Origin of the sequence: Cohnella laeviribosi DSM 21336 (assembly GCF_000378425.1) — a bacterium.
Lineage (GTDB): Bacteria > Bacillota > Bacilli > Paenibacillales > Paenibacillaceae > Cohnella > Cohnella laeviribosi.
The window spans coordinates 103,481-125,610 of sequence record NZ_KB899818.1; the positions used below are offsets into that span (position 1 = coordinate 103,481).

The 22,130-nt window shown below is 58.8% G+C and carries 27 protein-coding genes and 1 tRNA gene; 1 reads left to right on the forward strand and 27 read right to left on the reverse strand.

Annotated elements, in window-relative coordinates:
- Positions 1-4: 4 nt before the first annotated feature.
- From F560_RS0109380 to F560_RS0109490, 22 genes are all read right to left on the reverse strand, one after another.
- Positions 5-883: a heptaprenyl diphosphate synthase component 1 gene (locus F560_RS0109380; RefSeq protein WP_026298192.1), complete on the reverse strand. Its 879-nt coding sequence runs from the start codon at positions 881-883 to the stop codon at positions 5-7.
- A 97-nt stretch (positions 884-980) separates the two neighbouring features.
- A complete protein-coding gene (locus F560_RS24580; RefSeq protein WP_019005476.1) occupies positions 981-1,523 on the reverse strand; it encodes a hypothetical protein in 543 nt (180 codons plus the stop codon).
- 174 nt (positions 1,524-1,697) lie between these two features.
- Positions 1,698-1,925 carry a trp RNA-binding attenuation protein MtrB gene (gene mtrB, locus F560_RS0109390; RefSeq protein WP_019005477.1) on the reverse strand — a complete coding sequence of 76 codons (228 nt, stop codon included), beginning with the start codon at positions 1,923-1,925 and terminating at the stop codon, positions 1,698-1,700.
- Positions 1,926-2,051: 126 nt separating this feature from the next.
- Positions 2,052-2,128: transfer RNA gene (locus F560_RS0109395), tRNA-Pro, on the reverse strand.
- Between the two features lie 81 nt (positions 2,129-2,209).
- On the reverse strand, positions 2,210-2,482 hold the full coding sequence (locus F560_RS0109400; protein WP_019005478.1) for an HU family DNA-binding protein: 273 nt from the start codon (positions 2,480-2,482) through the stop codon (positions 2,210-2,212).
- A 123-nt stretch (positions 2,483-2,605) separates the two neighbouring features.
- Positions 2,606-3,592, reverse strand: coding sequence for an ABC transporter permease (locus tag F560_RS0109405; RefSeq protein ID WP_019005479.1), 987 nt, complete (start codon positions 3,590-3,592; stop codon positions 2,606-2,608).
- A 2-nt stretch (positions 3,593-3,594) separates the two neighbouring features.
- Positions 3,595-5,103 carry a sugar ABC transporter ATP-binding protein gene (locus tag F560_RS0109410; RefSeq protein WP_026298193.1) on the reverse strand — a complete coding sequence of 503 codons (1,509 nt, stop codon included), beginning with the start codon at positions 5,101-5,103 and terminating at the stop codon, positions 3,595-3,597.
- Between the two features lie 88 nt (positions 5,104-5,191).
- The gene (locus F560_RS0109415) at positions 5,192-6,337 is read right to left on the reverse strand and encodes a sugar ABC transporter substrate-binding protein (RefSeq protein WP_019005481.1); all 1,146 of its coding nucleotides are present in this window, start codon (positions 6,335-6,337) and stop codon (positions 5,192-5,194) included.
- A gap of 669 nt (positions 6,338-7,006) precedes the next feature.
- Positions 7,007-8,485, reverse strand: coding sequence for a stage IV sporulation protein A (spoIVA, locus tag F560_RS0109420; protein ID WP_019005482.1), 1,479 nt, complete (start codon positions 8,483-8,485; stop codon positions 7,007-7,009).
- 316 nt (positions 8,486-8,801) lie between these two features.
- Positions 8,802-9,557, reverse strand: coding sequence for a hypothetical protein (locus F560_RS0109430; protein WP_019005484.1), 756 nt, complete (start codon positions 9,555-9,557; stop codon positions 8,802-8,804).
- Between the two features lie 16 nt (positions 9,558-9,573).
- A complete protein-coding gene (locus tag F560_RS0109435) occupies positions 9,574-9,933 on the reverse strand; it encodes a 2Fe-2S iron-sulfur cluster-binding protein (protein WP_019005485.1) in 360 nt (119 codons plus the stop codon).
- Positions 9,911-10,528, reverse strand: coding sequence for a nucleotidyltransferase family protein (locus F560_RS22925; protein ID WP_156828941.1), 618 nt, complete (start codon positions 10,526-10,528; stop codon positions 9,911-9,913). Before F560_RS22925 ends, F560_RS0109435 begins: the two co-directional genes overlap by 23 nt.
- A gap of 22 nt (positions 10,529-10,550) precedes the next feature.
- Positions 10,551-10,844 carry a 2Fe-2S iron-sulfur cluster-binding protein gene (locus tag F560_RS0109445; RefSeq protein WP_019005487.1) on the reverse strand — a complete coding sequence of 98 codons (294 nt, stop codon included), beginning with the start codon at positions 10,842-10,844 and terminating at the stop codon, positions 10,551-10,553.
- A gap of 47 nt (positions 10,845-10,891) precedes the next feature.
- Positions 10,892-11,071, reverse strand: a complete 180-nt coding sequence (locus F560_RS0109450; RefSeq protein ID WP_019005488.1) for a DUF2768 family protein — start codon at positions 11,069-11,071, stop codon at positions 10,892-10,894.
- A 153-nt stretch (positions 11,072-11,224) separates the two neighbouring features.
- The gene (locus tag F560_RS0109455) at positions 11,225-11,839 is read right to left on the reverse strand and encodes a nitroreductase family protein (RefSeq protein ID WP_019005489.1); all 615 of its coding nucleotides are present in this window, start codon (positions 11,837-11,839) and stop codon (positions 11,225-11,227) included.
- Between the two features lie 207 nt (positions 11,840-12,046).
- Complete coding sequence (locus tag F560_RS0109460; protein ID WP_019005490.1) at positions 12,047-12,322, reverse strand: stage VI sporulation protein F; 276 nt, start codon at positions 12,320-12,322, stop codon at positions 12,047-12,049.
- A 112-nt stretch (positions 12,323-12,434) separates the two neighbouring features.
- Positions 12,435-13,478: an NAD(P)H-dependent glycerol-3-phosphate dehydrogenase gene (locus F560_RS0109465; protein WP_019005491.1), complete on the reverse strand. Its 1,044-nt coding sequence runs from the start codon at positions 13,476-13,478 to the stop codon at positions 12,435-12,437.
- On the reverse strand, positions 13,468-14,085 hold the full coding sequence (gene plsY, locus F560_RS0109470) for a glycerol-3-phosphate 1-O-acyltransferase PlsY (RefSeq protein WP_019005492.1): 618 nt from the start codon (positions 14,083-14,085) through the stop codon (positions 13,468-13,470). The genes F560_RS0109465 and plsY overlap by 11 nt, the downstream gene beginning before the upstream one ends.
- Positions 14,086-14,097: 12 nt before the next feature.
- Positions 14,098-15,420, reverse strand: coding sequence for a ribosome biogenesis GTPase Der (gene der, locus F560_RS0109475; protein WP_019005493.1), 1,323 nt, complete (start codon positions 15,418-15,420; stop codon positions 14,098-14,100).
- A gap of 70 nt (positions 15,421-15,490) precedes the next feature.
- Complete coding sequence (locus F560_RS0109480) at positions 15,491-15,682, reverse strand: capping complex subunit for YIEGIA (RefSeq protein WP_019005494.1); 192 nt, start codon at positions 15,680-15,682, stop codon at positions 15,491-15,493.
- 1 nt (position 15,683) lies between these two features.
- On the reverse strand, positions 15,684-16,589 hold the full coding sequence (locus tag F560_RS0109485) for a YIEGIA family protein (RefSeq protein WP_019005495.1): 906 nt from the start codon (positions 16,587-16,589) through the stop codon (positions 15,684-15,686).
- On the reverse strand, positions 16,589-17,218 hold the full coding sequence (locus F560_RS0109490; protein ID WP_019005496.1) for a hypothetical protein: 630 nt from the start codon (positions 17,216-17,218) through the stop codon (positions 16,589-16,591). Before F560_RS0109490 ends, F560_RS0109485 begins: the two co-directional genes overlap by 1 nt.
- 186 nt (positions 17,219-17,404) lie before the next feature.
- Here F560_RS0109490 and F560_RS0109495 point away from each other — a divergent pair, with 186 nt between their 5' ends.
- The gene (locus F560_RS0109495; protein ID WP_019005497.1) at positions 17,405-17,650 is read left to right on the forward strand and encodes a DUF3231 family protein; all 246 of its coding nucleotides are present in this window, start codon (positions 17,405-17,407) and stop codon (positions 17,648-17,650) included.
- Between the two features lie 143 nt (positions 17,651-17,793).
- On the opposite strand, the gene rpsA is transcribed toward F560_RS0109495, so the two are convergent.
- The 5 genes from rpsA to F560_RS0109520 form a co-directional block, all read right to left on the reverse strand.
- Entirely contained in the window at positions 17,794-18,999 is a 1,206-nt protein-coding gene (gene rpsA / locus F560_RS0109500) for a 30S ribosomal protein S1 (protein WP_019005498.1), read from the reverse strand.
- Between the two features lie 167 nt (positions 19,000-19,166).
- Complete coding sequence (locus F560_RS0109505) at positions 19,167-19,748, reverse strand: lysophospholipid acyltransferase family protein (protein ID WP_019005499.1); 582 nt, start codon at positions 19,746-19,748, stop codon at positions 19,167-19,169.
- A gap of 3 nt (positions 19,749-19,751) precedes the next feature.
- Positions 19,752-20,456: a (d)CMP kinase gene (cmk, locus tag F560_RS0109510; protein WP_019005500.1), complete on the reverse strand. Its 705-nt coding sequence runs from the start codon at positions 20,454-20,456 to the stop codon at positions 19,752-19,754.
- 126 nt (positions 20,457-20,582) lie between these two features.
- Entirely contained in the window at positions 20,583-20,774 is a 192-nt protein-coding gene (locus tag F560_RS0109515; RefSeq protein ID WP_019005501.1) for a hypothetical protein, read from the reverse strand.
- Positions 20,775-20,779: 5 nt separating this feature from the next.
- Positions 20,780-21,433, reverse strand: a complete 654-nt coding sequence (locus tag F560_RS0109520; protein WP_019005502.1) for a flagellar brake protein — start codon at positions 21,431-21,433, stop codon at positions 20,780-20,782.
- Positions 21,434-22,130: the final 697 nt, after the last annotated feature.

A 22,130-nucleotide genomic window follows, 5' to 3' on the forward strand; every position in this document is an offset into this window, starting at 1 on the left:
CGGTTCACCCCAGTTCAGTCGCCACCTTCGCGGGCATGGGACCCGCCGCCTTCAGAAACGGCGCAATCAGCGGCTTTAGCTCTTGCACAAGCTTATCGGAAGGTATCCGCTCCATGAGCCCCTGCAGTTGCGCGGCGGTCTGGCTCAGCATGCCGGACAGCTTGTCGGAAACGGAATACTTGTCGAACAATTGGCGGACAAAGCCGGCGTCGTGCCGCTTGTCGGCGAGCGCCGAGCGGTCCTCGTCGCTGCCTTCGTTCAGCACATGCCAAAATCCCCAGCTGCCGCCCAGCTCGCCGGGTTTCTCGAGCCGCGTCAGCTCCTGCAGCAGCAGCTCGCACCGGCTGTAGCGGTCCACGATTTCGGGCCACAGCCGCTCGTAAAGGCCGGTCATCAAATGCCCAAACGACAAAAACAAGCCGGACTTCAGCTCCGCCCCGTGCAGCAGGTATTCTTCCGCATTCAGCTTCATCTGCCTCATCTTCGTGTAAAAACCGATCTTGATCCGGTTCAGTTCGCAAATCGCGTCGCCGATTCTTCGGATCATCTCCACCTGCCCGGCCTGGGCAAGCAGATGATAAAAGCGGCCGCTGAAATAATCGCCCGCCAGCACCTTCAGCTGCCTTGCGCGCATAACGAGCAATCCGCCGCGGCCTGCAGCGGATTCGTTCCCGACAAGATCGTGCGTATCCAGCCCCATCTGCGCGAGCGAGGCGACGATCGCCATCAGATCCTTCAGCTTCGCGCTCTCGTCCTGATGCGACAGCACCGCGTGAAGCAGGCGAATTCGGCCCTCCGGAAACTCCGGAAGCTCGGTATGAAGTCCGATCATGTCATATTCCATATATTTCTGGGCCATCTGAGCCATTCGGTTACGTGTCATCGTTTAAGCCTCCGAGCATCCGCAGCAACCATCGTACTCTCAAATTTCGTCTATTATAACACACCCGCCTGTCGCCCGCATAACGCCGGGACAGGATTCATTCAATTGTAATATTTTCGATCCAGCGTTTTCCATCCGCCGTCCAGGACAACCGCAGCTTCGGCGCCCATGCGGGGAACCCGGTACCGGCGTTCGGCTCCAAGGCGCCGAGCTGTCCGTCCGTCCAATCGGACCGGCGCGTGTCCGCCGTCACAAGCAGCGTCCGTTTGCCGCCGTCCTCCCGATACAGCCTGAGCAGCAGCTGGCGAACGTTGGACAACCGTCCGAAGGCAAGCTCCACCATCGTCGACGCATCCTGCCACCAGCTCTGCGGATGCGCCGCGGAAGGGGATAGCGCCAGATCGACGGTCAAAATTTCGTGATCCCATCCCGCCCGGATCAGCTGATCGGCAAGCGGCAGCTCGATTAGCGCATCGACGAGCGTATCGTCCGCCAGCTTCGTGACCTTGAGCGGCGTAAAGACGGCTTCCGCTTCGCGCGAATGCGGGTTCTCCGGCTCCAGTCCGGAAAGCCGGCCAAGCGCCACGACGACCGCAAAGCCAAGCGCGGCAAGTCCCAGCAAGCGACGCCAATACGCCACCCCGTTCCCCTCCTCATCCGCAACGTTGTCCCATTACCCATTGTACGGCACGGAGAGGAAAGCTATGCCTGCGCCGCCGGTTTTTAGGCAAGCCGCCGAAGTTCGGCGACCGGAACAGCCCGGCGAATGAGCGGCGCACGAAGACGCTTGGCCTGCTGCCGGCGGCCGCGGCCGTCAAGCGTCGGTCTCGATTGCGCCGTACTTGGTCAGCACCGTGGCCTTGCCGCGGATTTTGATCGCCGACGTATGATCGGTAAACTGCGCGATGAGCACTTCCCCGCGGTCCAGCTTTTCCGTATGGTGAAACCGGGTATCCTGGCCGCGCGTCAGGCCGATGACGTTCACCCCGTTGTCCTTGGCTTTTACAACGATATATTCTCCTTGCGCGGGAGTCGAATCCATGGCGTATCCTCCAGCTTCTTTTAGGTTTTCTTTATCTTCATGATGAAGGAAAGCTTATCGCTCTGTCAAACAAAAACTGCCTTTCCGCGGCAATTCGCGAAAAAGCAGTTTCGTGTAAGTATGTCATGGTCGGAGTAGCGGGATTTGAACCCACGGCCTCATCCACCCCAAGGATGCGCGCTACCAGGCTGCGCTATACCCCGATGAACACGAGAGTGATTATAGCACAGGCGGCAAGCAGTACGCAACCCTGAAACCATCACAAAACTAGGCAAAAAACATTTTTATTTAATGCCTTCTTTGAGCGCTTTTCCCGGCTTGAAGGCGGGAATCTTTCCTGCCGGAATTTCGATCTCCTCGCCGGTTTGCGGATTGCGCCCCTTGCGGGCGGAACGTTCGCGCACCTCAAAGTTGCCAAAGCCAACCAACTGAACTTTTTCTCCGTTTTTCAACGCTTCGGAGATAACCTCGAACACGGCGTCAACCGCTTGGGTCGCATCCTTCTTGGACAGATCGGCCAGTTCGGATACTTTGGCGATCAGTTCGGTTTTGTTCATGACTTTCACCTCCCGGACGGGTACTGGCCTGTTAACTGTTTAACCGTTTCATCAGAAATTATACACACAATAGCGCCGAAGTTTCAAGCGCGGCGCGAGGTTTGCGGCATTGCCCGGCCGTTTTTACACTTTGCGGCGCGTCAGATGGATAAACGTGACGGCAAGCGCGAGCACGAGCACGCCGCCTTTGACGATATCCGTGGAATAGTACTGGACGTTCATCATGGTCAGCCCGTTGATCAAAATCCCCGTCAGCACCGCCCCGACGAACGTGCCGACAATGTTCGGACGGCCCGCCCCGAAGACGGAGTAGCCGACGAACACGGCGGCCACCGATTCCATGAGCAGCGGCGCGCCGGCGTCGATCTGGCCGCTGCCGACGCGCGCCGCGAACAGAACGCCGCCGATGGCGGCGAACACGCCGGACGCCACGTACGCCCACACGCGGATGCGCTTGACTCTGAGGCCGGACAAGCGTGCCGCCTCCTCGTTGCCGCCCGTCATGATCACCTGTCTGCCCCAGCGGGTATATTTAAAAAACAGGTGGGCGGCAATGACCGCGATGAGCATCAGGATGACGGGAAACGGAACGCCGAGGAGCTTTCCTTGGCCGATCCACAAAAACGAATCGTACATTTTGCCGGGCGCCTTCGATCCGTCCGCAAGCTGCATGTTGTTATAAATGGAGTAGCCCTTCGTGTACGTGCGGTGAAGCCCGCTGACGATATACATCACCGCAAGCGTCGCAAGCAAATCCGGAATGCGCACCTTCACGATCAGAAAGGAGTTGAGCAGCCCGACGGCGGCGCCGACCAGCAGCGGCACGACGATGACGACCGGCAGCGGCAATTCGTACCAGATCATCAGCGTGGCGGTGACGACCGTCGACAGCGAGACCGTCGAACCGGCGGACAGGTCGAAGCCGTCCACCATCAGCGAAATCGTCACGCCGATGGCGACGAAGGTGACGATCGAAATCGAGCGGAGGATGTCCGTCAAATTCGAATAGGTGAAAAAGTATTCGTTGTACAGCGAGAAAAACAGCAAAATGATGCCGATGAAGATAAGCGCCCCGTATTTGAACGAGAAATCCAGCACTTTGTTTTTCACTTCTATTCCTCCCGTCCGCCGCTGGCATAATAGAGCAAGTCTTCCTGCGTCGCTTCGCCGCGGGCGAATTGTTTCACGATCCGGCCGTCGCACATGACGAGAATGCGGTCGGCAAGCCCAAGCGCCTCGGGAAATTCGCACGTCAGGTACAGAATGCCTTTGCCCATCTCCGCAAGCTCGCCGATAATGTTGAAGATGTCCCGCTTCGCTCCGATATCGACTCCCTTGGTCGGCTCGTCGAGCACAAACACTTCCGCTCCGGTGCTCAGCCATTTGCCGATAACGACTTTCTGCTGGTTGCCGCCGCTTAAGGTGGCGGTCAATTGGTACGGCGACGCCGCCTTGATTCCGAGCTGTCCGATCAGGCCGCTTGCATGGCTGCGTTCGGCGGCCGGGGAGAGGAAGCCGAACCTGCTGAGCGGACGCAGCATCGTCAGGCTTAAGTTATGCAGCACCGATTCTTTCACCAGAATGCCTTCCTTGCGCCGCTCCTCCGGAACGAGGGCGATCCCGTCCCGGATCGCCGAAGCGGGCGACGAGAGATCGACGGGCTTGCCGCCCAGCAAGACCCGTCCCCGCTCCGCCCGGTCCGCTCCGAACAGCAGGCGGGACAGTTCCGTCTTCCCCGCTCCGACCAGACCGACGACGGCGACGATTTCGCCCCTTCGCACGTCGAGATTCACTCCGCGGACTCTGCGCCCCGCCGCCAGATCCTCGACGGTCAGCAGCGTTTCGCCGATCGCGACGCTGCGCTTCGGATATTCTTCCTCAAAGCTCCGCCCGAGCATGGCCCGTATGACGTCCGCAGGCGTCAGCCCGCTTGCCGGCTCGGTCAGGATCATGCGCCCGTCCCGCATCACCGAAATGCGGTCGCTCATCCGAAACACTTCCGGCAGCCGGTGCGAAATGAAAATGACCGCGATCCCCGCTTCCTTCAGCCGATTCATGATCGCAAACAGCCGCTCCGTCTCCTCCATGCTCAAGGGCGCGGTAGGCTCGTCCAGAATGACGACCTTCGCGTCCTCCACCAGCACCCGGGCGATCAGGACAAGCTGCTTCTCCGCCAGCGTCAGCTCTCCCGCCCGCTTGCGAACCGGAATATCCAGCTCAAGCTGCTTCAGCGCCTTCGCCGCTTCCTCGTACAGGCCGTTCCATTTGACGAAGGCGTCGCCGCGGGAGGAAGCGAGCCGGTCCAAAAAAATATTTTCGGCCACCGTCATCTGGGCCACAAGCGAAGTATCCACTTCCTGGTAGACGCAATGAATGCCGGCCGCCTTGGCGTCCGCGGGAGAGCCGATCGACAGCTTTGCTCCGTTCAGCTCGATGCTGCCGCCGTCCGCCGCATACGCCCCGGACAAAATCTTCATCAGCGTACTTTTGCCCGCTCCGTTCGCGCCGAGCAGCGCGTGAATTTCTCCGCCTTGCGCGCGAAAATCGACCTCGTCCAGCGCCTGAACGCCGGCGAACGCCTTCGCAATGCGCTTCATCTCAAGCACGCTAGGTGCTGCCATCCGCCGATTCCCTCCCTTATTCTCATCCAGACAGCAGGAAACGGCGCGGATCGTGTCCGCGCCGTAATGCAATCGCCATGCAGACGGATTATTGTGCGCCTACGGATTGCTCAAGCTGTTTCAAGTATTCCGTGTTTCCGGTTTCGGTTTGGCCCCATTCCGGAATGTACTGGGAAAGCTCCGCCGTCGTGATCTGCTTGTCCTTCGGCAGCGCGTCGCGTCCGACGTAGACGGGCTCCAGCTCGACACGCGCGTCGGTCTTGTCGCCGTGCAGCTTCTGATACAGATAGCGCACTTGCACGACGCCGATGGAGCTCGGGTCAACCGCTGCGCTGCCGACCCATGCGCCGTCTTGATCCTGGATCATGGCAAGGTCTTCGTCCGTGAGGTCGATGCCGTACAGTTTGATTTCGGTGCGGCCCGCCTGCTTCAGCGCGGTTGCGGCGCCTTTGGCGAATTCGTCCCAGGCCGCCCATACCGCGGTAATGCTGCCTTTCTCCGGATACTGCCTGAGCACGGCTTCCATCTGGGTTTGCGCGTTCAGCTGCGCGTTGTCGAATTGGCCGAACGCCGCAACTTCCTTGATGTCCGGATGGCTTTTCAAAAACGCATCATACGCTTGCTGGCGGCGCTCCATCGGAGCGAAGCCGGCCACCCAGATTTTGACGATGTTGCCCTTGTCTCCCGCATCCTTGGCAAGCTGTTCAAGCGTCTTCTGGGCGAGAAGCTGGTCGTTCTGCGCCACGCTGGTCACGCCTTCGATCGAAAGGCCCGCGTCAAACTCGACAACCGGAATGCCCGCGTTCACGGCTTTCTGGACGCCGGCGGTCAACGCTTCCGCGTTGCCGTGGTCGATCAGGATGCCGTCGAACTTCTGGTTGACGGCGTTGTCCAGATTGGCCGCCATCACGTTCAGGTCGCCGTTCGCGTTGAAGACTTTCAATTCGCCGCCGTACTTGGCGACTTGTTTTTTCACTCCGTCGACGTATTGGGCGGAAAAGGTCCCTTGCATGAATTGCATGACAAGGGCGATTTTCTTCCCTTTCAGCGCTTCGATATCGGCGGGGGCTTCGGAACCGGATGCGGCGGGCGAAGCGGATGCCGACGCCGAAGCGGACGCCGACGGGCTCGAGCCGGCGTTCGTGTTTCCGTTCTTGCTGCCGCAGGCGGTAAGCGCCAGAACGATCGCCAGCGCGAGCGCAGCCCAGACGCTATAACGTGCCGAATGTTTCATAGATTGTAGTGCCTCCCCTTAAACTTGTATCTCATAATTGCAATGCTAATATAGCCCCTATTTCCTACTATGTCAATCGGTTTTTTAAGAAATGGCGCCAAAAAAAGAACTCAACAAAATCTGATTTTATGAGATTTTTGTCTATTTTACAATACCTTTGTCGAATTCGCGGATAATCGCGCCCGTCTCGTCCAAGCAAAACCGCGCAAAAGGTCGTGCAAAAGGCGAACTGTTTTTGCACGCGCCCCCGTCCGGCCGGCCGGGCGGAACTGCAGTTGCCATAACCGCAACTGCACAGCCCGTTTTTCGCGTACACCCCCGATTCAATTGCGATAACGGCAATTGAATCGGTCATCCGGCTCGTTCGACCGGCCGGGCGAGCGCCCGAATCTGCCCCGAAGTCAAATGACGGAGGAGCTGGCTTCTCGGAGTGCATGAAAAATCAGCTTCTTATCGAAAAAGGGGAGGTAAGCTGGAGGTGGCCAATCCAATTCGCCAACTGCTTCGAGAGTTGAATGAAGCCGAGAGGTAAAAGCGAACGAAAACGGAACGCGCGACAGACAAGCCATAAGCGGAATCGGCTCCCCTTCCCACACGATGGCCTAAACAAAAAGAGCCGCCCCACAGTAGTTTTAACTACTTATGGGACAGCCCCTGTCGGGATTCGGCTTACAGGATGATGGCGATCAGACCGCCCGAGCCTTCGTTGATGATCCGGCCCAGCGTCTCTTGCAGCTTGTAGCGGGCGTTGTCCGGCATCATGGCGATTTTGCCTTGAATGCCTTCGCGCACGATCGAATGAAGCGAACGGCCGAACATATCCGATTCCCAAATTTTGATCGGGTCTTTCTCGAAGTCTTGGATCAGATAGCGGACCAGTTCCTCGCTTTGCTTCTCGGTGCCGATGATCGGGGCGAACTCCGATTCGACGTCGACGCGGATCATGTGAATGGACGGCGCCGTCGCTTTCAGTCTGACGCCGAAGCGGGAACCTTGCCGGATCAGCTCCGGCTCGTCGAGGGTCATCTCGGCAAGCGACGGGGCGGCGATGCCGTAGCCGGTCGTCTTCACCATCTCCAGCGCTTCCGCGTACCGGTCGTATTCGCGCTTCGCGTGCGCAAAGCTCATCATGAGCTGCAGCAGATGGTCTTTGCCGCGAATCTCGACGCCGACGACCTCCTGCAAAATTTTATCGTACAGCTCGTCGGGCGCAAACAGATCGATTTCCGCAACGCCCTGGCCCATGTTGATGCCGCTGAGGCCCGCCCGGCCGATAAAATCGTATTCCATGAACTGCGACACGACGCGGTCTACGTCTCTAAGACGCCGGATATCCTTCACCGTCTCGCGGACGGAATTTTCATAGCTCGAACGAAGCCAATGCTTCTCGTTCAGCACCATGACCCAGCTCGGGAGGTTGACGTTCACTTCGTGCACCGGGAACTCGTACAGCACTTCCCGCAGCACGCCCATCACTTCGTCTTCCCCCATCGTGGCGGCGCTCAGCGCAAGAACCGGAATGTCGTATTTCGCAGCCAGCTCGCTGCGCAACGCCTGCACTTCTTCGCTGCGCGGACGCGTGGAGTTGACGACAAGCACGAACGGCTTGCCGACCTCCTTCAGCTCCTGCACGACCCGCTCTTCCGCCTCGATGTAGGCGCTGCGGGGAATCTCCGAGATCGTGCCGTCGGTCGTCACGACGACGCCCAGCGTGGAGTGTTCCTGAATCACCTTGCGCGTTCCGATTTCCGCCGCTTCCTGAAACGGAATCGCTTCCTCGAACCAGGGCGTCGTAATCATGCGCGGTCCGTTTTCGTCCTCGAAGCCTTTGGCCCCTTCCACCGTATAGCCGACGCAGTCCACCAGCCTGACGTTGACTTCCAGACCTTCCGCCACCTTGATCTGCACGGCGTTGTTCGGGACAAATTTCGGTTCCGTCGTCATAATCGTGCGTCCCGCCGCGCTTTGCGGAAGCTCGTCGATGGCGCGCACGCGATCCGCTTCATGCGTGATGTTGGGCAGCACAACGGTTTCCACAAAACGCTTGATAAAGGTCGATTTGCCTGTCCGGACGGCGCCGACGACCCCGAGGTAGATATCTCCGCCCGTGCGTTCGGCGATATCTTTGAAAATGTCCACTTTTTCCACTTCGATTCCCTCCCCTGCTTAATCGCGAAGCCTGCGTGAATCCGTCAGCGCGACGGAACTCGTACACGAACTTGGACTGGTAACATTGTATGTGGGAAATTCTTCTTTATGACGATCCCGAAAAAAATTCGTGCGAAACGCAAACTTCCGGATCGTTCCGCTCTCCCCTTGATTGTATGTATGGAAAAATCCGACTATGTCTTCGGTTCGGCAATTGCGGAATCGGGCGCAAAGCCGCAAGACGGCGGCGGGAAAAAGAAAAACCGTCCTCCGGAAATCCGGAGAACGGCGATGCCGGCCGTATGAAGCTGTCTTGTTATTTCCGCTCGGGCACCGCTTGCGGCGCCCCGTTCACCCAGTTGTACACGGGGGATTTGACCGGAACGTAGTAGGAGGCGTCGACGAGCAGGCGGCGGAGATCCTGTTTGCCGTCGGGAACGGCTCCCGACTTGCGGATCGCGGTCGCGATGTCGACGCCGTAGTCGAGATAAACGGTTCCCCCGCCATCCACGAGGAACGTCAGGCTTTGCCCGGAAAACATGCTGCGAACGTCAGGCTCTTCGGTTCCGAGCTTGCCGAAATCCAGCGCATAAAAGCCGGGATAGACTTCTTCGCCTGCAGGAGCCTGCCCGCCGCGCTTGTCCATATAGTCGTTCACTTTTTTCTGCACGGACGCTACGCTTTGGTAAACGACCAGATCGAGCAGCTTGACCTTGGGATCGGTCTCTTCGTCGATGATCAGAAACTGATCCTTTCCCCCGCTCTCGAATGCGGCCGAAGGAATGGTTGACAAAAAGCCCATTCGCTTCAATTTCCCCAAATCGACTTTGAACTTCTCGTACAGGGGCACCGAACGGTCGGCGTTCATGATCGGCAGCAGGCCGGTCGCCTCCTGATAGCGGTCCACGGCGTCCTGCACGGTCAGCACCGCTTCGCGCGCCGACGCGCCGCTGCCCGGCGTTTGATCGTCCGGGTACAGACACCCGGCAACGGCCAGAAGAGACACCGCCAGCATGCCGCACGACGCCGCGCGCAGCATGCCGCGTAAACGAGCCCGAAACGCAACCTTCATCGCTTTCCTCCTACGTTCACCACAAATCTTCCTCCGCCTGTTCGGCAAGCTTTTTGCGCACGGCCGCCTTCAGCGGATCTTCCGGCACCTGCACGACCGCATCGCGACAGACCTTCGCCTGGCAAGCAAGGCGCATGCCCTGCTGCAGCAGCGGCCCCAGCTTGCGAAGCTCGGCGTCCGACGGCTCGCTCAAGCGGTCCCGGAAGGCCTCGTCGACGGCCACCTTGCACATCAGGCATCCGGCCACGCCGCCGCAGCGCGTGCGAACCGGCGCCTTCGCCCGGCGCGCCGCATCCAGCAGCGTCGTGCCCGGACGGACAACCGCCGTCCGACCGCCGGGCAAAAACACGACTTTAACGGACGGGGGACCGCCCATCGGCGTACGCTCCCCTCTCGTCCACTCCGGCCAGGCGCAGCGCCTCTTCCGCGATATTCGGCGCCAGGCGGTTGCGTTCCAGCAGCCGCCTGAGCCCCGGCGCATGCGCCTCGGGATTCGCCCTCATCAGCCGGGCGACCGTCTCCACCCGGTCGTAGCGTTCCCGGAGCAAATTGAACAGCAGCTCGTGGGCAAGCGGGACGAGAAACAGCTCGTCGTCGCCAAAGCGCACCCGCTCGCTCATCGGAAACAAAATCGCCGCAACTTCCGTGATATACACCGAATTTCTGCAGCCGACGCGGAACGCGCCCACCAGTTCGACCGTCGTTCCCATCAAATCGTAATGGGACAGAATAGAGCGGTACCGATCCGTCCGGTCTTCCGTCGGACGGTCCAGCGCCGCGGACCGCAGCCTTTCGTGCAGCACGGGGATGTCCTGGCCGTCGGCGTAAATGTCCACGTCCCTTGGCGGCCGATCGAGCTTCGCCCCCCGGATGGCCAGCGCCGCGCTGCCGCCGATCGTCCACCGGACGCCGCAGCCTCTTGTCAGTTCGGCCAATCGCCGGACGGCTCTTTCAAGATTGGGTGGCAGCACGGCAATCCCTTCTTTCCTCGCATCAAAAATAAGTCCGGTTCACCGCCGTGATCGTGCCCGGCTTCACGATTACGGCCTGGCAGCCGAGACGGTAGCCCTCATCCAGCTCCTCCGGCCCCAAGCGGTCCCATTCCGCGTCCGTCGCTTCATTCAGCAGCTCTCTGCCCTCTTTGACCAGACAGCGGCAGCGCGCGCATGTGCCGCGGGAGCAGTTGAACTGCCAGTCGACGCCCAGCTTGCGGGCGGCGGCCAGCAGGCTGGAGCCGACTTGCGCCTCGCCGCTTTTCGTGAGGGTTCGTCCGGTCAATGTCAGCATGGCTCGCCCTCCCATGTTCGCTACTAAAGCCTGAATAACGTAAAAGTTTAAATGATGGAAAACAATCCGAATATCATCCCGAGCAGCAGGACCGCAAACGAGACAAGCGATAACACAAAACGGATGATTCCTTTCGTCTTGGCGCGGGTAAACATAATAAGAACCGCCGACAAAATCATCAGACCGATCCCGACAAACGATACCCACATTTTCGTCATTGGATCCATGTGCGCCGTTCCTTTCCGTTTTTACCCTACAAAACGGTGAATATTATACCATTTCAACGAAAAAAAGAAAACGAAAAGGGACCGGCACCGGTCTTGCACAGACCTTGCGGGACGGCCCCTCTTCGTTCGGCTCCATAGCGGCAGGCGCAGCGTTTACTTGAACACTTTGATCCGCGGCCCGAGCGGCTGGAAGGTCTTCTCGCCCGGCTGAGCGGTGGGCTTGCCGAAAGGCATCTGGGCGATCAGCTTCCAGCTGTCCGGAATGTTCCACGTCCGCTTCGCTTCGTCGTCGATGACCGGATTGTAGTGCTGCAGCGACGCGCCCAGCCCTTCCGCTTCCAGGCTTGTCCAGACAACGAACTGGTGCATGGCGGAAGCATGCTCGGACCAGACCGGGAAATTGTCCTTGTATAGCGCGTATTGCTCCTGAAGCTGCCGCACGACGTTTTGGTCCTCGAAAAACAGAACCGTGCCGTAACCGCTGCGGAAAGCGTCCATCTTTTCCTTTGTCGAAACGAATTTGGCGTCGTCGCCGACGATTTGGCGCAGCGTCTTTTCCGTGATCTCCCACAGCTTGTCGTGGTGGGCGCCCAGCAGCAATACGATCCGCGTGCTTTGGGAGTTGAATGCCGAAGGCGTATATTTGACGGCGTCGCTGATGATCTGCTCGATTTTCCCGTCCGGAATGACCGATTCTTTGCTTATCGCGTAGTACGAGCGCCGTTTTTTGACGGCGGCAAGGAAATCGGTTGCGGTTGCCAGGGTCATCTTCCTTCCAAACCTCCTGAATATTAATGACATGCGTAATACGGACAACCCGAAAACCTTGATTCGGATCGATCGTTTTATCCTTTCCCAGGCCGCCCGTCCGCTATGCTGCCGTCCTGCCCCCGCTTGCTGCCGGCATGGCACAAAAAAAGGACCCCGATTCTTCCGAAGAAGACGAGGTCCGATCCGCCGGGTTCGCCCGCGCCGTTATTTTTTCAGCATCATTTTCATGAGCCCTTCCAGGTTGTTCAGATTCAATCCGCTTTTCCTCACCGCGGAAGTAATCTCCCGGATCGTCTCTTCCGTGACCGGGACGCCGGCCATCGCAGACACTTGCTTGACCAGCTGACGGATTTGCGCGTCGCTTTGCAAGGTTTTCGGCGATACGCCGCTGGCGATTTTTTTGATCGACGTCTCCGAGATGGGTTTGCCTGTTTTTTTGCTTACGGTGTTCAAGATGTCCTTGGAAAGTTTCTTGTCCATTGTTCCCCTCCTCCGGGTCCTACTCCAATGCATTTTATGAGGAGGAGAGACAATCGGTGCCGAAAAGCGGCGGCTGCCCACGGCGGCCGACCCGGCCGGTTCCGTTCGCGGGTCAGCGTTTCCCGTCAAAGGACGAGAAGACCGCCGGTTCGATTTCGTGCGTGCGGACGCGTCCCATCAGGGCGCCGACGGCCTCCGCGGGCGATTTTTTCTCGAACAGCACCTGATGCAGCTCGCTGGTAATCGGCATTTCGACGCCGTAACGACGGGCCAGAAGAAAAGCGGCCTTCGTCGTCCGGACGCCTTCCACGACCATGCCCATCCGCTCCAGCACCTCTTCCAGCCCAAGCCCCTGGGCAAGCATAGAGCCCGCCCGCCAGTTCCGGCTGTGTCGGCTCGTGCAGGTGACGACCAGGTCGCCGACGCCGGCGAGCCCGGAGAACGTCAGGGCATTGGCCCCCATGGCGGTGCCCAGGCGGCCGATTTCGGCCAGACCGCGGGTAATGAGCGCCGCCTTGGCGTTGTCGCCGAAGCCGAGCCCGTCGGAAAGTCCGGCTCCGAGCGCGATAATGTTCTTGATCGCGCCCGCCGTTTCCACTCCGATGACATCGGGATTGGTGTAAACGCGGAAATACGCTTCGTTCATGAACAGATCCTGGGCGGCCTCCGCCAATGCGACGGTGCGCGAGGCGACGACCACCGTCGTCGGTTGGCGCTGGGCGACTTCCTCGGCGTGGCTCGGTCCCGACAGCACGACCACTTCCTCTTCGGGACGGCCCAGCTCCTCGGAGATGACCGTCGACATCCGTTTGAGCGTGTCGGTTTCGAAGCCCTTGGTCGCATGCACGATCAGCGTTTCCGGGCGAATATGTACCGCCGCCATGCGGGCGACGTCGCGCATCGCCGACGACGGGGCGGCGAACACAACCGCGTCCGCCCCTTTCAGCGCGGCTTCCATGTCCGACGTTGCCTCAAGCGCTTCGGGCAGCTCCGCGTCCGGCAAATATTTGCGGTTGCGGCGCAAGCTGCGGATTTCCTCGGCCTGCGCCTCGCTGCGGGTCCATAACGTCACCGAATGGCCGTTGTCGGCCAGAACGCGCGCCAGCGCCGTCCCCCAACTGCCGGCCACCAGGACAGCGACGGTTTTAGACGCCATGGGACTCCTCCTTTTTGCCGCCGAGTTTGTTTTCCGTGCCGTTTAACAGCTTGACGATGTTTTTCCGGTGGCGAAGCAACGCCAGCGCCGCCACGACGACACCTCCCCATACGATCGCCGGGCCGTAGCCGCAGGCAGCCGAGACAACCGGCAGCAAAACGGCAAAAATCATCGAACCGAGCGAGACGTAACGCGTCAGCGCGATCGCGGCGATCGCCACGACGCCGGCGATGACCGACGGGATCGCGGCGAGCATGACCATGGCGCCGATCGTAGTGGCGATGCCCTTGCCTCCTTTAAATTTGAAGAACACGGGCCAGTTGTGGCCGACGATGGCGGCGAGGCCGCAAGCGACCGGCAGCCATCCGTAATCGCCGTCCTTGAGGGCGAGCCCCAGCGCAACGGCGGCAATCCCTTTGGCGATGTCCAGGACAAAGACGGCAAGCGCCGGCCCCTTGCCCAGTACCCTGAGCGTATTGGTGGCTCCGGCATTGCCGCTCCCGTACTGGCGGATGTCGATTTTCCGCAGCGATTTGGCCAAGAGGATGCTGAACGAAACCGAACCCAGCAAATAGCTGATGACAATCGCAATGATCGCTAACCACACGGCCGGTCTCTCCTATTCCTGATCGGACTTGCGGCGAGTGTAGATCCGAAGCGGAGTCCCCTCGAACTCGAAAGCAGCCCGTATTTTATTTTCCAAAAACCGTTCGTACGAAAAATGCATCAGTTCCGGATCGTTCACGAAAATGAGGATCGTCGGCGGCTTGACCGACACCTGGGTCGCGTAATTGATGCGCAGGCGGCGGCCTTTGTCCGTCGGAGGCGGCGTGACCGCCACGGCGTCCGCGATAATATCGTTAAGCACGTGCGTCGGCACGCGCATCGCATGCTGCTCCGCCACCCGGTTGATCACCGGGAACAGCCGGTGAAGGCGCTGCTTGGTGAGCGCCGACAGAAACACGATCGGAGCGTAGTGCATAAAGAGAAACTGCTCGCGGATCGCTTTGGTGAACTGCTGCATCGTCTTGTCGTCTTTGGGCACGGCGTCCCATTTGTTCACGACAAAAACGGAAGCTTTGCCGAGCTCGTGCGCGTAACCGGCGATATGCTTGTCCTGCTCGATGATGCCTTCCTGGGCGTTGATGACGATAAGCGCCACGTCGGCCCGTTCGATCGCTTTCATCGCGCGCATGACGCTGTATTTCTCGGTCGACTCGTACACTTTGCCGCGCTTGCGCATGCCGGCCGTATCGATCAGCACGTATTTTTGCCCATCCTTTTCGAAGGGCGTGTCGATCGCGTCGCGCGTCGTTCCGGCCACGTCGCTGACGATGACGCGCTCTTCCCCGAGAATCGCGTTGACGAGCGACGATTTGCCGACGTTGGGCCGCCCGATTAGCGCCACCTTGATGACATCGTCGTCGTATTCGTCGTTCTCTTTGGCCGGAAGCTTCGCGACCGCCGCGTCCAGCAAATCCCCGATCCCGATGCCGTGAGAACCGGACACCGCCACCGGATCGCCGAAGCCGAGCGAATAAAATTCGTAAATGTCCTCCATCCGTTGAAAATTATCCACCTTGTTCACCGCCAGGACGACGGGCTTGCCCGAACGGAACAGCATTTGCGCAACGTCCTCGTCCGCGTTCGTAAGTCCGGCTTTGCCATCGACCATGAAGATGATGACGTCCGCTTCCTCGATGGCCAGCTCCGCTTGCATCCGCACGAGCCTGAGCAGGCCGTCCTCGCCGTCGATCTCGATGCCGCCCGTGTCGATGACGCTGAACGAAACGCCGTTCCACTCCGCCGTGCCATAAATCCGGTCACGCGTAACTCCTGGTTTGTCTTCCACAATGGCCAGTCGATCGCCGATTATCCGGTTAAAAATCGTCGATTTGCCTACATTCGGCCGACCCACGATAGCGATGACGGGTCTTGCCATTCGTTTCACTCCCTAATATGGTTACCAGTTTATATACAGCCTACATCATAACAAAAATATGACGGCTTGGCTAACGGTTCTTTTGATGGCGGTCCACAAGGATGATCATGTCTTCGTGAATCTGATGGGCGGCGCAGTCCAGCGCTTTTTCCAGCAGATTGGACACCGATTTCAGGCGTTCGCGGTCCGCGACATGAATAATCGGCGCCCCGCCGGCAGCTTCGTCTTTGCGCGTCGTGACAATGGCGGCGATTCTAGCCATGCTAAGCGCCCCCTTTCCGTCTGTTGGCTTCCGTCGGCATCCTGACGGCCGCCTCAAGCAGCGGCACGCCGGTCACCGCCATCATCGCTTTGTCCCGGTCGCGTTCCCGCGGCAGAACAAGCAAGCCGAGCTTCCCCGAAGCCAATTCCAGCTTGGCGAGCGGAAGCAAGGCCGGCTCCCCGTCGTCCCGGTAAATTCCCAGCCGGGTGGACACATCGTGCAGAATCGCTTGCCGCTGCCCCAAATTCGCCAGCGTCACTTTCGCGTCGTCCGATTTCGGCGTGAGGACAAAGCCGATTCCCTGCTCGGCGATAATCCGGCGGTTGGCCTCAAGTCCCACGTTCATCATGTAAATGCCCCCGACATGCACATCCGGTCCGTCAAGCCGGACGTCCGCAAATTCCACCCGCGCGATATCCCGAATCGTCTTGCCTTTGCGGAACTTCAGCATCAGCGCCAGATACAGCGCGCCGACCGCTATTCCCGCCCCCCAGCCCGCCAGCGTCACCGCCAAGCTGGTCAATAAGGCCGCCAATATCGACAAATAGTTTCTTCCTTCGAACACGACGGCGATCCCTTCGATGTAGGCCGCCCCGCGCGGCACCAGTTCCAGCTGGTCGATCGCCGAAAGCGTGTTGCGCTCCATGTTCCGCACTTCCCGGAATTGCTGGGCCGCCAGAGCCAAAAAGGTGATGGCCGTATAGTCCTTGTTGAACAGCGCCGGCACGGCGACCGCGCCGAGCGCCCCGGCGATTAAACCCAGCGCCATATGAATGATGCGGCCGTGAGGATAGGCCGGATATTGGCGGTAATCGCTCCGCAGCATCAATATGCGGGTCGAAGCGCCGAAAAACGTTCCGAGGGCGACGCCCGCAAGATCCGGATGCCCGCTTAGCCAGCTTGCCATCAATACTCTTCTCCTCCTCTGCGCCAATTCCTGCGGCTGCGCCGGCCGCTCAGCCACTTTGCACACCGGTGAAAGGCAACCGACAGCGCTCTTGCGGCAAGAATCGGCATCCACCACGGATGAAACCGGACGGCGCCGCCCATCGACTGCTGGATCGCCGGATTTTCGCGCCAAACCGATACGGCGAGAGACGCCGCAAGGCAGCCTAGCATAAGCGCCGCAAGCTGCTCGGCGGCGGAGCCGAGCATGAAGGCCGACGCCGATCCCGCCAAGATCGCCGCATAGAGGACGGCCTCGGCATCGCCCGGGGAGGCGGAGGCGAACAAGCTGCCGAGAAACAGCGTGACAGCGGCGATCAATAACCCTGCGGCGAAGGACGTCCACCGGCGGCTGCTCTCCATCGAACGAAAAAGGGCGATCGCATGCAAGGCCGTCCAGACGAACGTGCCGTTGAGCGACAGCTCTTCCGTCACCGGCACGTTAACCGCGAAAGCGAGCGGCCAACCGGCCAGGAACAGGCTGACGCTCCGCACGGGCAAGGTGTCCGCCAACTCGGCCCTCCAGCCGCTCCACCACAGAACGGCCGTGATCAGCCATCCGAATCCCGCTGCGTAGCCGGGAGGCAGCATGAAGCAATCCCTCCTCTCGTCAATGCCATTAGTATGCTCTTTTAAGCGGACGAACCCTCATTCGGAAGTTTAAAAAAGCTGCGATTCAGAACAGCATCCCGGCAACCGCGTATTACGCGTATTAATTGTTTTCAAAGGTACAATACGTTAGGAAACAACTTCGATTTAACAAAAGGAGTGTTGAAAATGGGGATTTTAAGCGGAAATCCGAAAGATGAGCCGCTGCACTATGGGGAAGCCTGCGACATCTGGCAATTTTCCATGGCGGCAATCATGGGCAAATCCATCCGGGAAGACGTCGCCGCCTTGTTCGCGAAGTATCATACGACGAAAGCCGCAATCGGACTGAAAATTTTGCGGCTTACCAAGGAAAAGGGATGGCTTGTCCCGCCTCCCCTGCATATTAAAAAACCCGAAGAAGTGCCGGTGTGACGCTCAATTGCAGAAGCGGCTATCCCAAAATAGCAATCAAAACGTCCACAATCCCTTTGCATTGCGAAGTTTCCGGCAGCGGTTGACAAGCGCAAAGGCCGCCTTTGCCGGCATGATGTCGGCGAAGACGGCCTTTTTCAGCTTTATTTCAATTTGCTCAGCTTGTCGCCGAATTTCTCGCCAAGCGTGAAGCTCATGCTTTCCGGAGCCGGAATGTTCGATTCCTGCTTCGGCGAGCGCGGAGCGCGCTCTTCGCGCGGCGGCGCTTCTTCCGTTTCCTTGATCGACAGGGAAACGCGTTTTTCGGAAGGATTGAAGTCCAGAATCTTGGCTTGCACTTCTTGGCCTTCCTTCAGCACTTCGAACGGCGTAGCGATGTGGCGGTGCGCAATTTGCGAAATGTGCACCAGGCCTTCGACGCCGGGGGCGATTTCGACGAAAGCGCCGAAGCTGACGATCCGCTTGACGACGCCGGACACGATGTCCCCGGTATGGAACTTGTCGGCCGCCGTTTCCCACGGACCCGGTTGCGCCGCCTTGATGCTCAGGCTGATTTTGCCGATCGAAGGATCAACCTTCAAGACTTTGACTTTCACGGTTTGGCCTTCGGACACGACGTCGGCCGGATGGGCGACGTGCGTCCAGGCGATTTCGGACACATGGACGAGGCCGTCGATGCCGCCGATATCCACGAAAGCGCCGAACGGAGTCAGGCGTTGAACGGTGCCTTCGATGATTTGACCCGGCTGGAGGGAAGCCATGATTTGTTGTTTCTTCTCTTCATACTCGGCTTCCAGAACGTCTTTCTGCGACAGAATGACCTTGTTGTTCTCGCGGTCCAGTTCTTTGACCTTCACGCGGAGCGTGCGGCCCTTGTAGCCGCTGAAATCTTCGACGAAATGGCGCTCGACCATGGAAGCCGGAATGAAGCCGCGCACGCCTACGTTGACGACAAGACCGCCTTTCACAACGTCGGCAACCGTCACTTCGAACACTTCGTCGCTTTCGAATTTCTTTTGCAAATCATCCCATGCACGGACGCTGTCGACTTGGCGTTTGGAAAGCACAAGCTTTTCCTTGTCGTCGTCGATGCTGACGACTTTCGCTTCGACTTCTTGCCCGATTTGCACGGCATCAGATGCGTTATCCAAATGAACGGCGGACAATTCCCTCAGCGGAATGACCCCGTCGTATTTATATCCAAGGCTTACGAAAGCTTGGTTGTCTTCGATTTTAACGACGGTTCCTTTCACGGTGTCGCCTTTTTTCAAGGATACGATGTTTTCAAGCGCATCCTGGCTGACCGTTTCGGCGGTCGCCGTTTCCTGGACATTCAATTCTTCAGACATGAAAATACCTCCTCAGTTCTACCACAGCTTTATTTAAACCCGCAAGCGTAAAAAGCGGTGTTTAAATCACATTAATCATCTTATACCAAGTTGAGATCGGCGTAAAAGGATCATCGGCATAAAAAAAAGATAAAGTGCCTTTCGCCTGCTTCGCGCCGCAACCGCCGTTACGCCGAAGGCCGTCCGGTCGCCGCCATCTCCCGGATGCGGGACATCAGCCGCTCCGTCATCGTTTCCATATCTTCCCCGGCCTCCGCGTACGCCTTGAAATCCAACGGCGCTCCATACACCGCGATCATCTTCCGGAACGGGCGGTAATTGCCGATGATGGCTACCGGCACGATTTTCGCGTCCGCGCGCAGTGCCATCGTGACGGCGCCCCTCTTGCCCACTCCGATATCCTCGTTGCGGGTTCCCTGCGGAAAGATCGCCATCACCCGCCCTTCCTCCAGCAATTGGATCGCCGTCCGAATCGCTTCCTTGCTGACGCCTCCGCGTTTGACGGGAAACGCGCCAAGCTTGCGGATCAGGCTTCCGAAGAGCGGAATGGCGAAAAGCTCGGTCTTGGCCATAAAATGAAGCTCTCTCGGCACTGCAATGCCGAGGGCGATCGGGTCCAGCACGCTCTTGTGGTTGCTGGCGAGGATGACGGGACCATGCGGCGGGATATTCTCGACGCCCCGCGCCTCATAGCGGTACAGGACGGCGAATACGGCACGCAAAATCACCCGGCCGATACGATATAACATAGCTTACTTCTCCCCCGCCGAAATGGTTCTTGAAGCCGCTCGTCCCCATTCCACGATTTCATCTACCACTTCTTCGATCGTCCGTCCGGTAGAGTCTATGTACCTGGCATCGGGCGCCTGAACAAGCGGAGCAATCTCGCGTTCCCGGTCCATTCTGTCGCGTTCGGCGATTTCGTGTTCGAGCTGTTCCAAAGTGACCTGCGGGGCGTCCCCCAATTCCCGATAGCGCCGAAGCGCCCGCTCTCTCGGGGAAGCCGTCAAAAACACCTTCAGTTCGGCGTCCGGCAGCACATGCGTGCCGATGTCCCTTCCATCCATGACCACGCCCTTGGACTTGGCCATTTGGCGCTGAAGCTCCGCCATTCGCAGGCGCACCGCTTCGATCGCCGCCACCCGCGACACGTTGCGGCTGACTTCCAACGAACGGATGTGGGCGGTGATGTCTTCCCCGTCCGCCAAAACCCGTTGTCCGGCATCCCCGGGAAGCAGCACGATATCGAGCTGCCGCGCAAGATCGCCGATCCGCCGCTCGTCCTCGATCGGAATCCCCCGCCTCAAGGCTATAAAGGTTACCGCTCGGTACATGGCTCCCGTATCCACGTATATATATCGCAACCGTTCGGCGACAAGCCTGGCAACCGTGCTCTTGCCCGCGCCGGCCGGGCCGTCGATCGCGATATTGATGGGATGCGTCGAATGTTCAATCATGGGGTACGAAAGGGCCTCCTACTCAACCTACCGTAAGAAAAAAGCAGCAGGCTCAGCCTGCGTGCACTCGAGAAAATTATACCACACCCTATCTGCATATGCAAAAAGGCCCGCTTTTGGCAGACGCTAACGAGCGTGATAAACGATCCCTTCGCGCGACTCGGCGCCTGAGAGAACATGGCGGACGGCCGGAATTTGCAGCAACAGCTGCGCGGCGATCAGCGCCGCGGCTAGACCCGCCGCGACTTGCAGCAGCCTGCGTTCGGCCCGATCCGCCCAACGGACGAAATTTGCTTCGTTGCCGTCGCGTTTCTTCAATGTCATCATTCCTTGCGTAAATCCAACTGGCGTTCGAAACAATAGCGGATAATCTTTTGCCGTTCCGAATCCGGGATATGGGTAAATTGGACCATCACGTTGTAATGGTTCGGTTCGGCCGGTTCGAATCGCACGACCTCGGCGTCGAAATTCGCGTGCGTGACGGCGCCCGACCGGTACGGAATCAGCAGCCAGCCGTTTAGCTTCAGCCGCGGAGCGATCGGATATTTGCGCTCGCAGCGGAAAGACAAGCCGCCTCCGCCGACATCTTCGGTCAGGGCGACGAACCGCAGCCGCTCGCCGATCCGGATCGCGACTTCGAGCTGGGCGTCCGCACGCAGGAAGCTGCGGCGCTGATCTCTGGCGATCGCATCGGGTTCGGGCTTTTGCAGCGCCACCAGCTTGACGGCTTCCTCGCGATAGCCGGTCACCTGCGTCGCAAACTGATGCCTGACGCCCTCCGCGGTAAAATAAAACACGCGAAGCCGCTCGCCGATTTCGGTGCGATACAGCCTTCCGGTTCCTTCCACAAGCGGAACTTCAATGTAAAGCGAATGTTCATCGGCATCGGCTAGACGCGAACGAAGCGTCGAAGAGTCGCCGTCGCCCTGCTCCCGCACGGGTTGGATGAACATCGTCTGGTTGACTTTGGGCAGCACCCTGAACCCTCCAAAACGGAATAATGAGAAACGAAAATCTCCGCCGCTTCCATTATATCACAATTGGAGAGCCGGGAACGTCCCGACGGGAAAAAAGCCGGGGTTGTCCTGACGGATAATCCCTGCAAAGCCGGTCCCACGGACAATCTTGCCGATCCCTTGACGCTCCAAGGTAAGCGGATATCGGCAGGGGCCGTTTTACGATTGGGGTCCGGCCTTCCGCAAACCCGTCCGCAACCCGTTTATCCGGGAACATCGGACCACCGTTCCCTTATACGATCCAAAGACCGCTGAAATCAAGCAACTCCGGACACAGGTTTCGCTATTTACGAAAAACTTGCGCCTTTTTACGGTTTTCCCGGAGATTAACGGATCTCCTGTCCGCAACCATTCGTTTTTCTTGCCAAATGGCCTTCATAGTTATAATGAACGAAACCGACATCCTGATTGCTTATCCGTAGGTTACATTTGGAAACAATGAGATTAGCAAAACACCATTGCAACCAAATCAGAGCTACAAACAAAAAGGAGTCGGTCTATCATGAGTAATTCCATAAAATACGTCGGTTTAGACGTATCCAAGTCAAAAATTGCAGTAGCGGTCGCGGAAGAAGGCAGACAAGAAGCCCGTTACTGGGGAACCATCGTGCATACGAAAGAAGCGGTCGCTAGACTGATGCAACAATTGCGCACGACG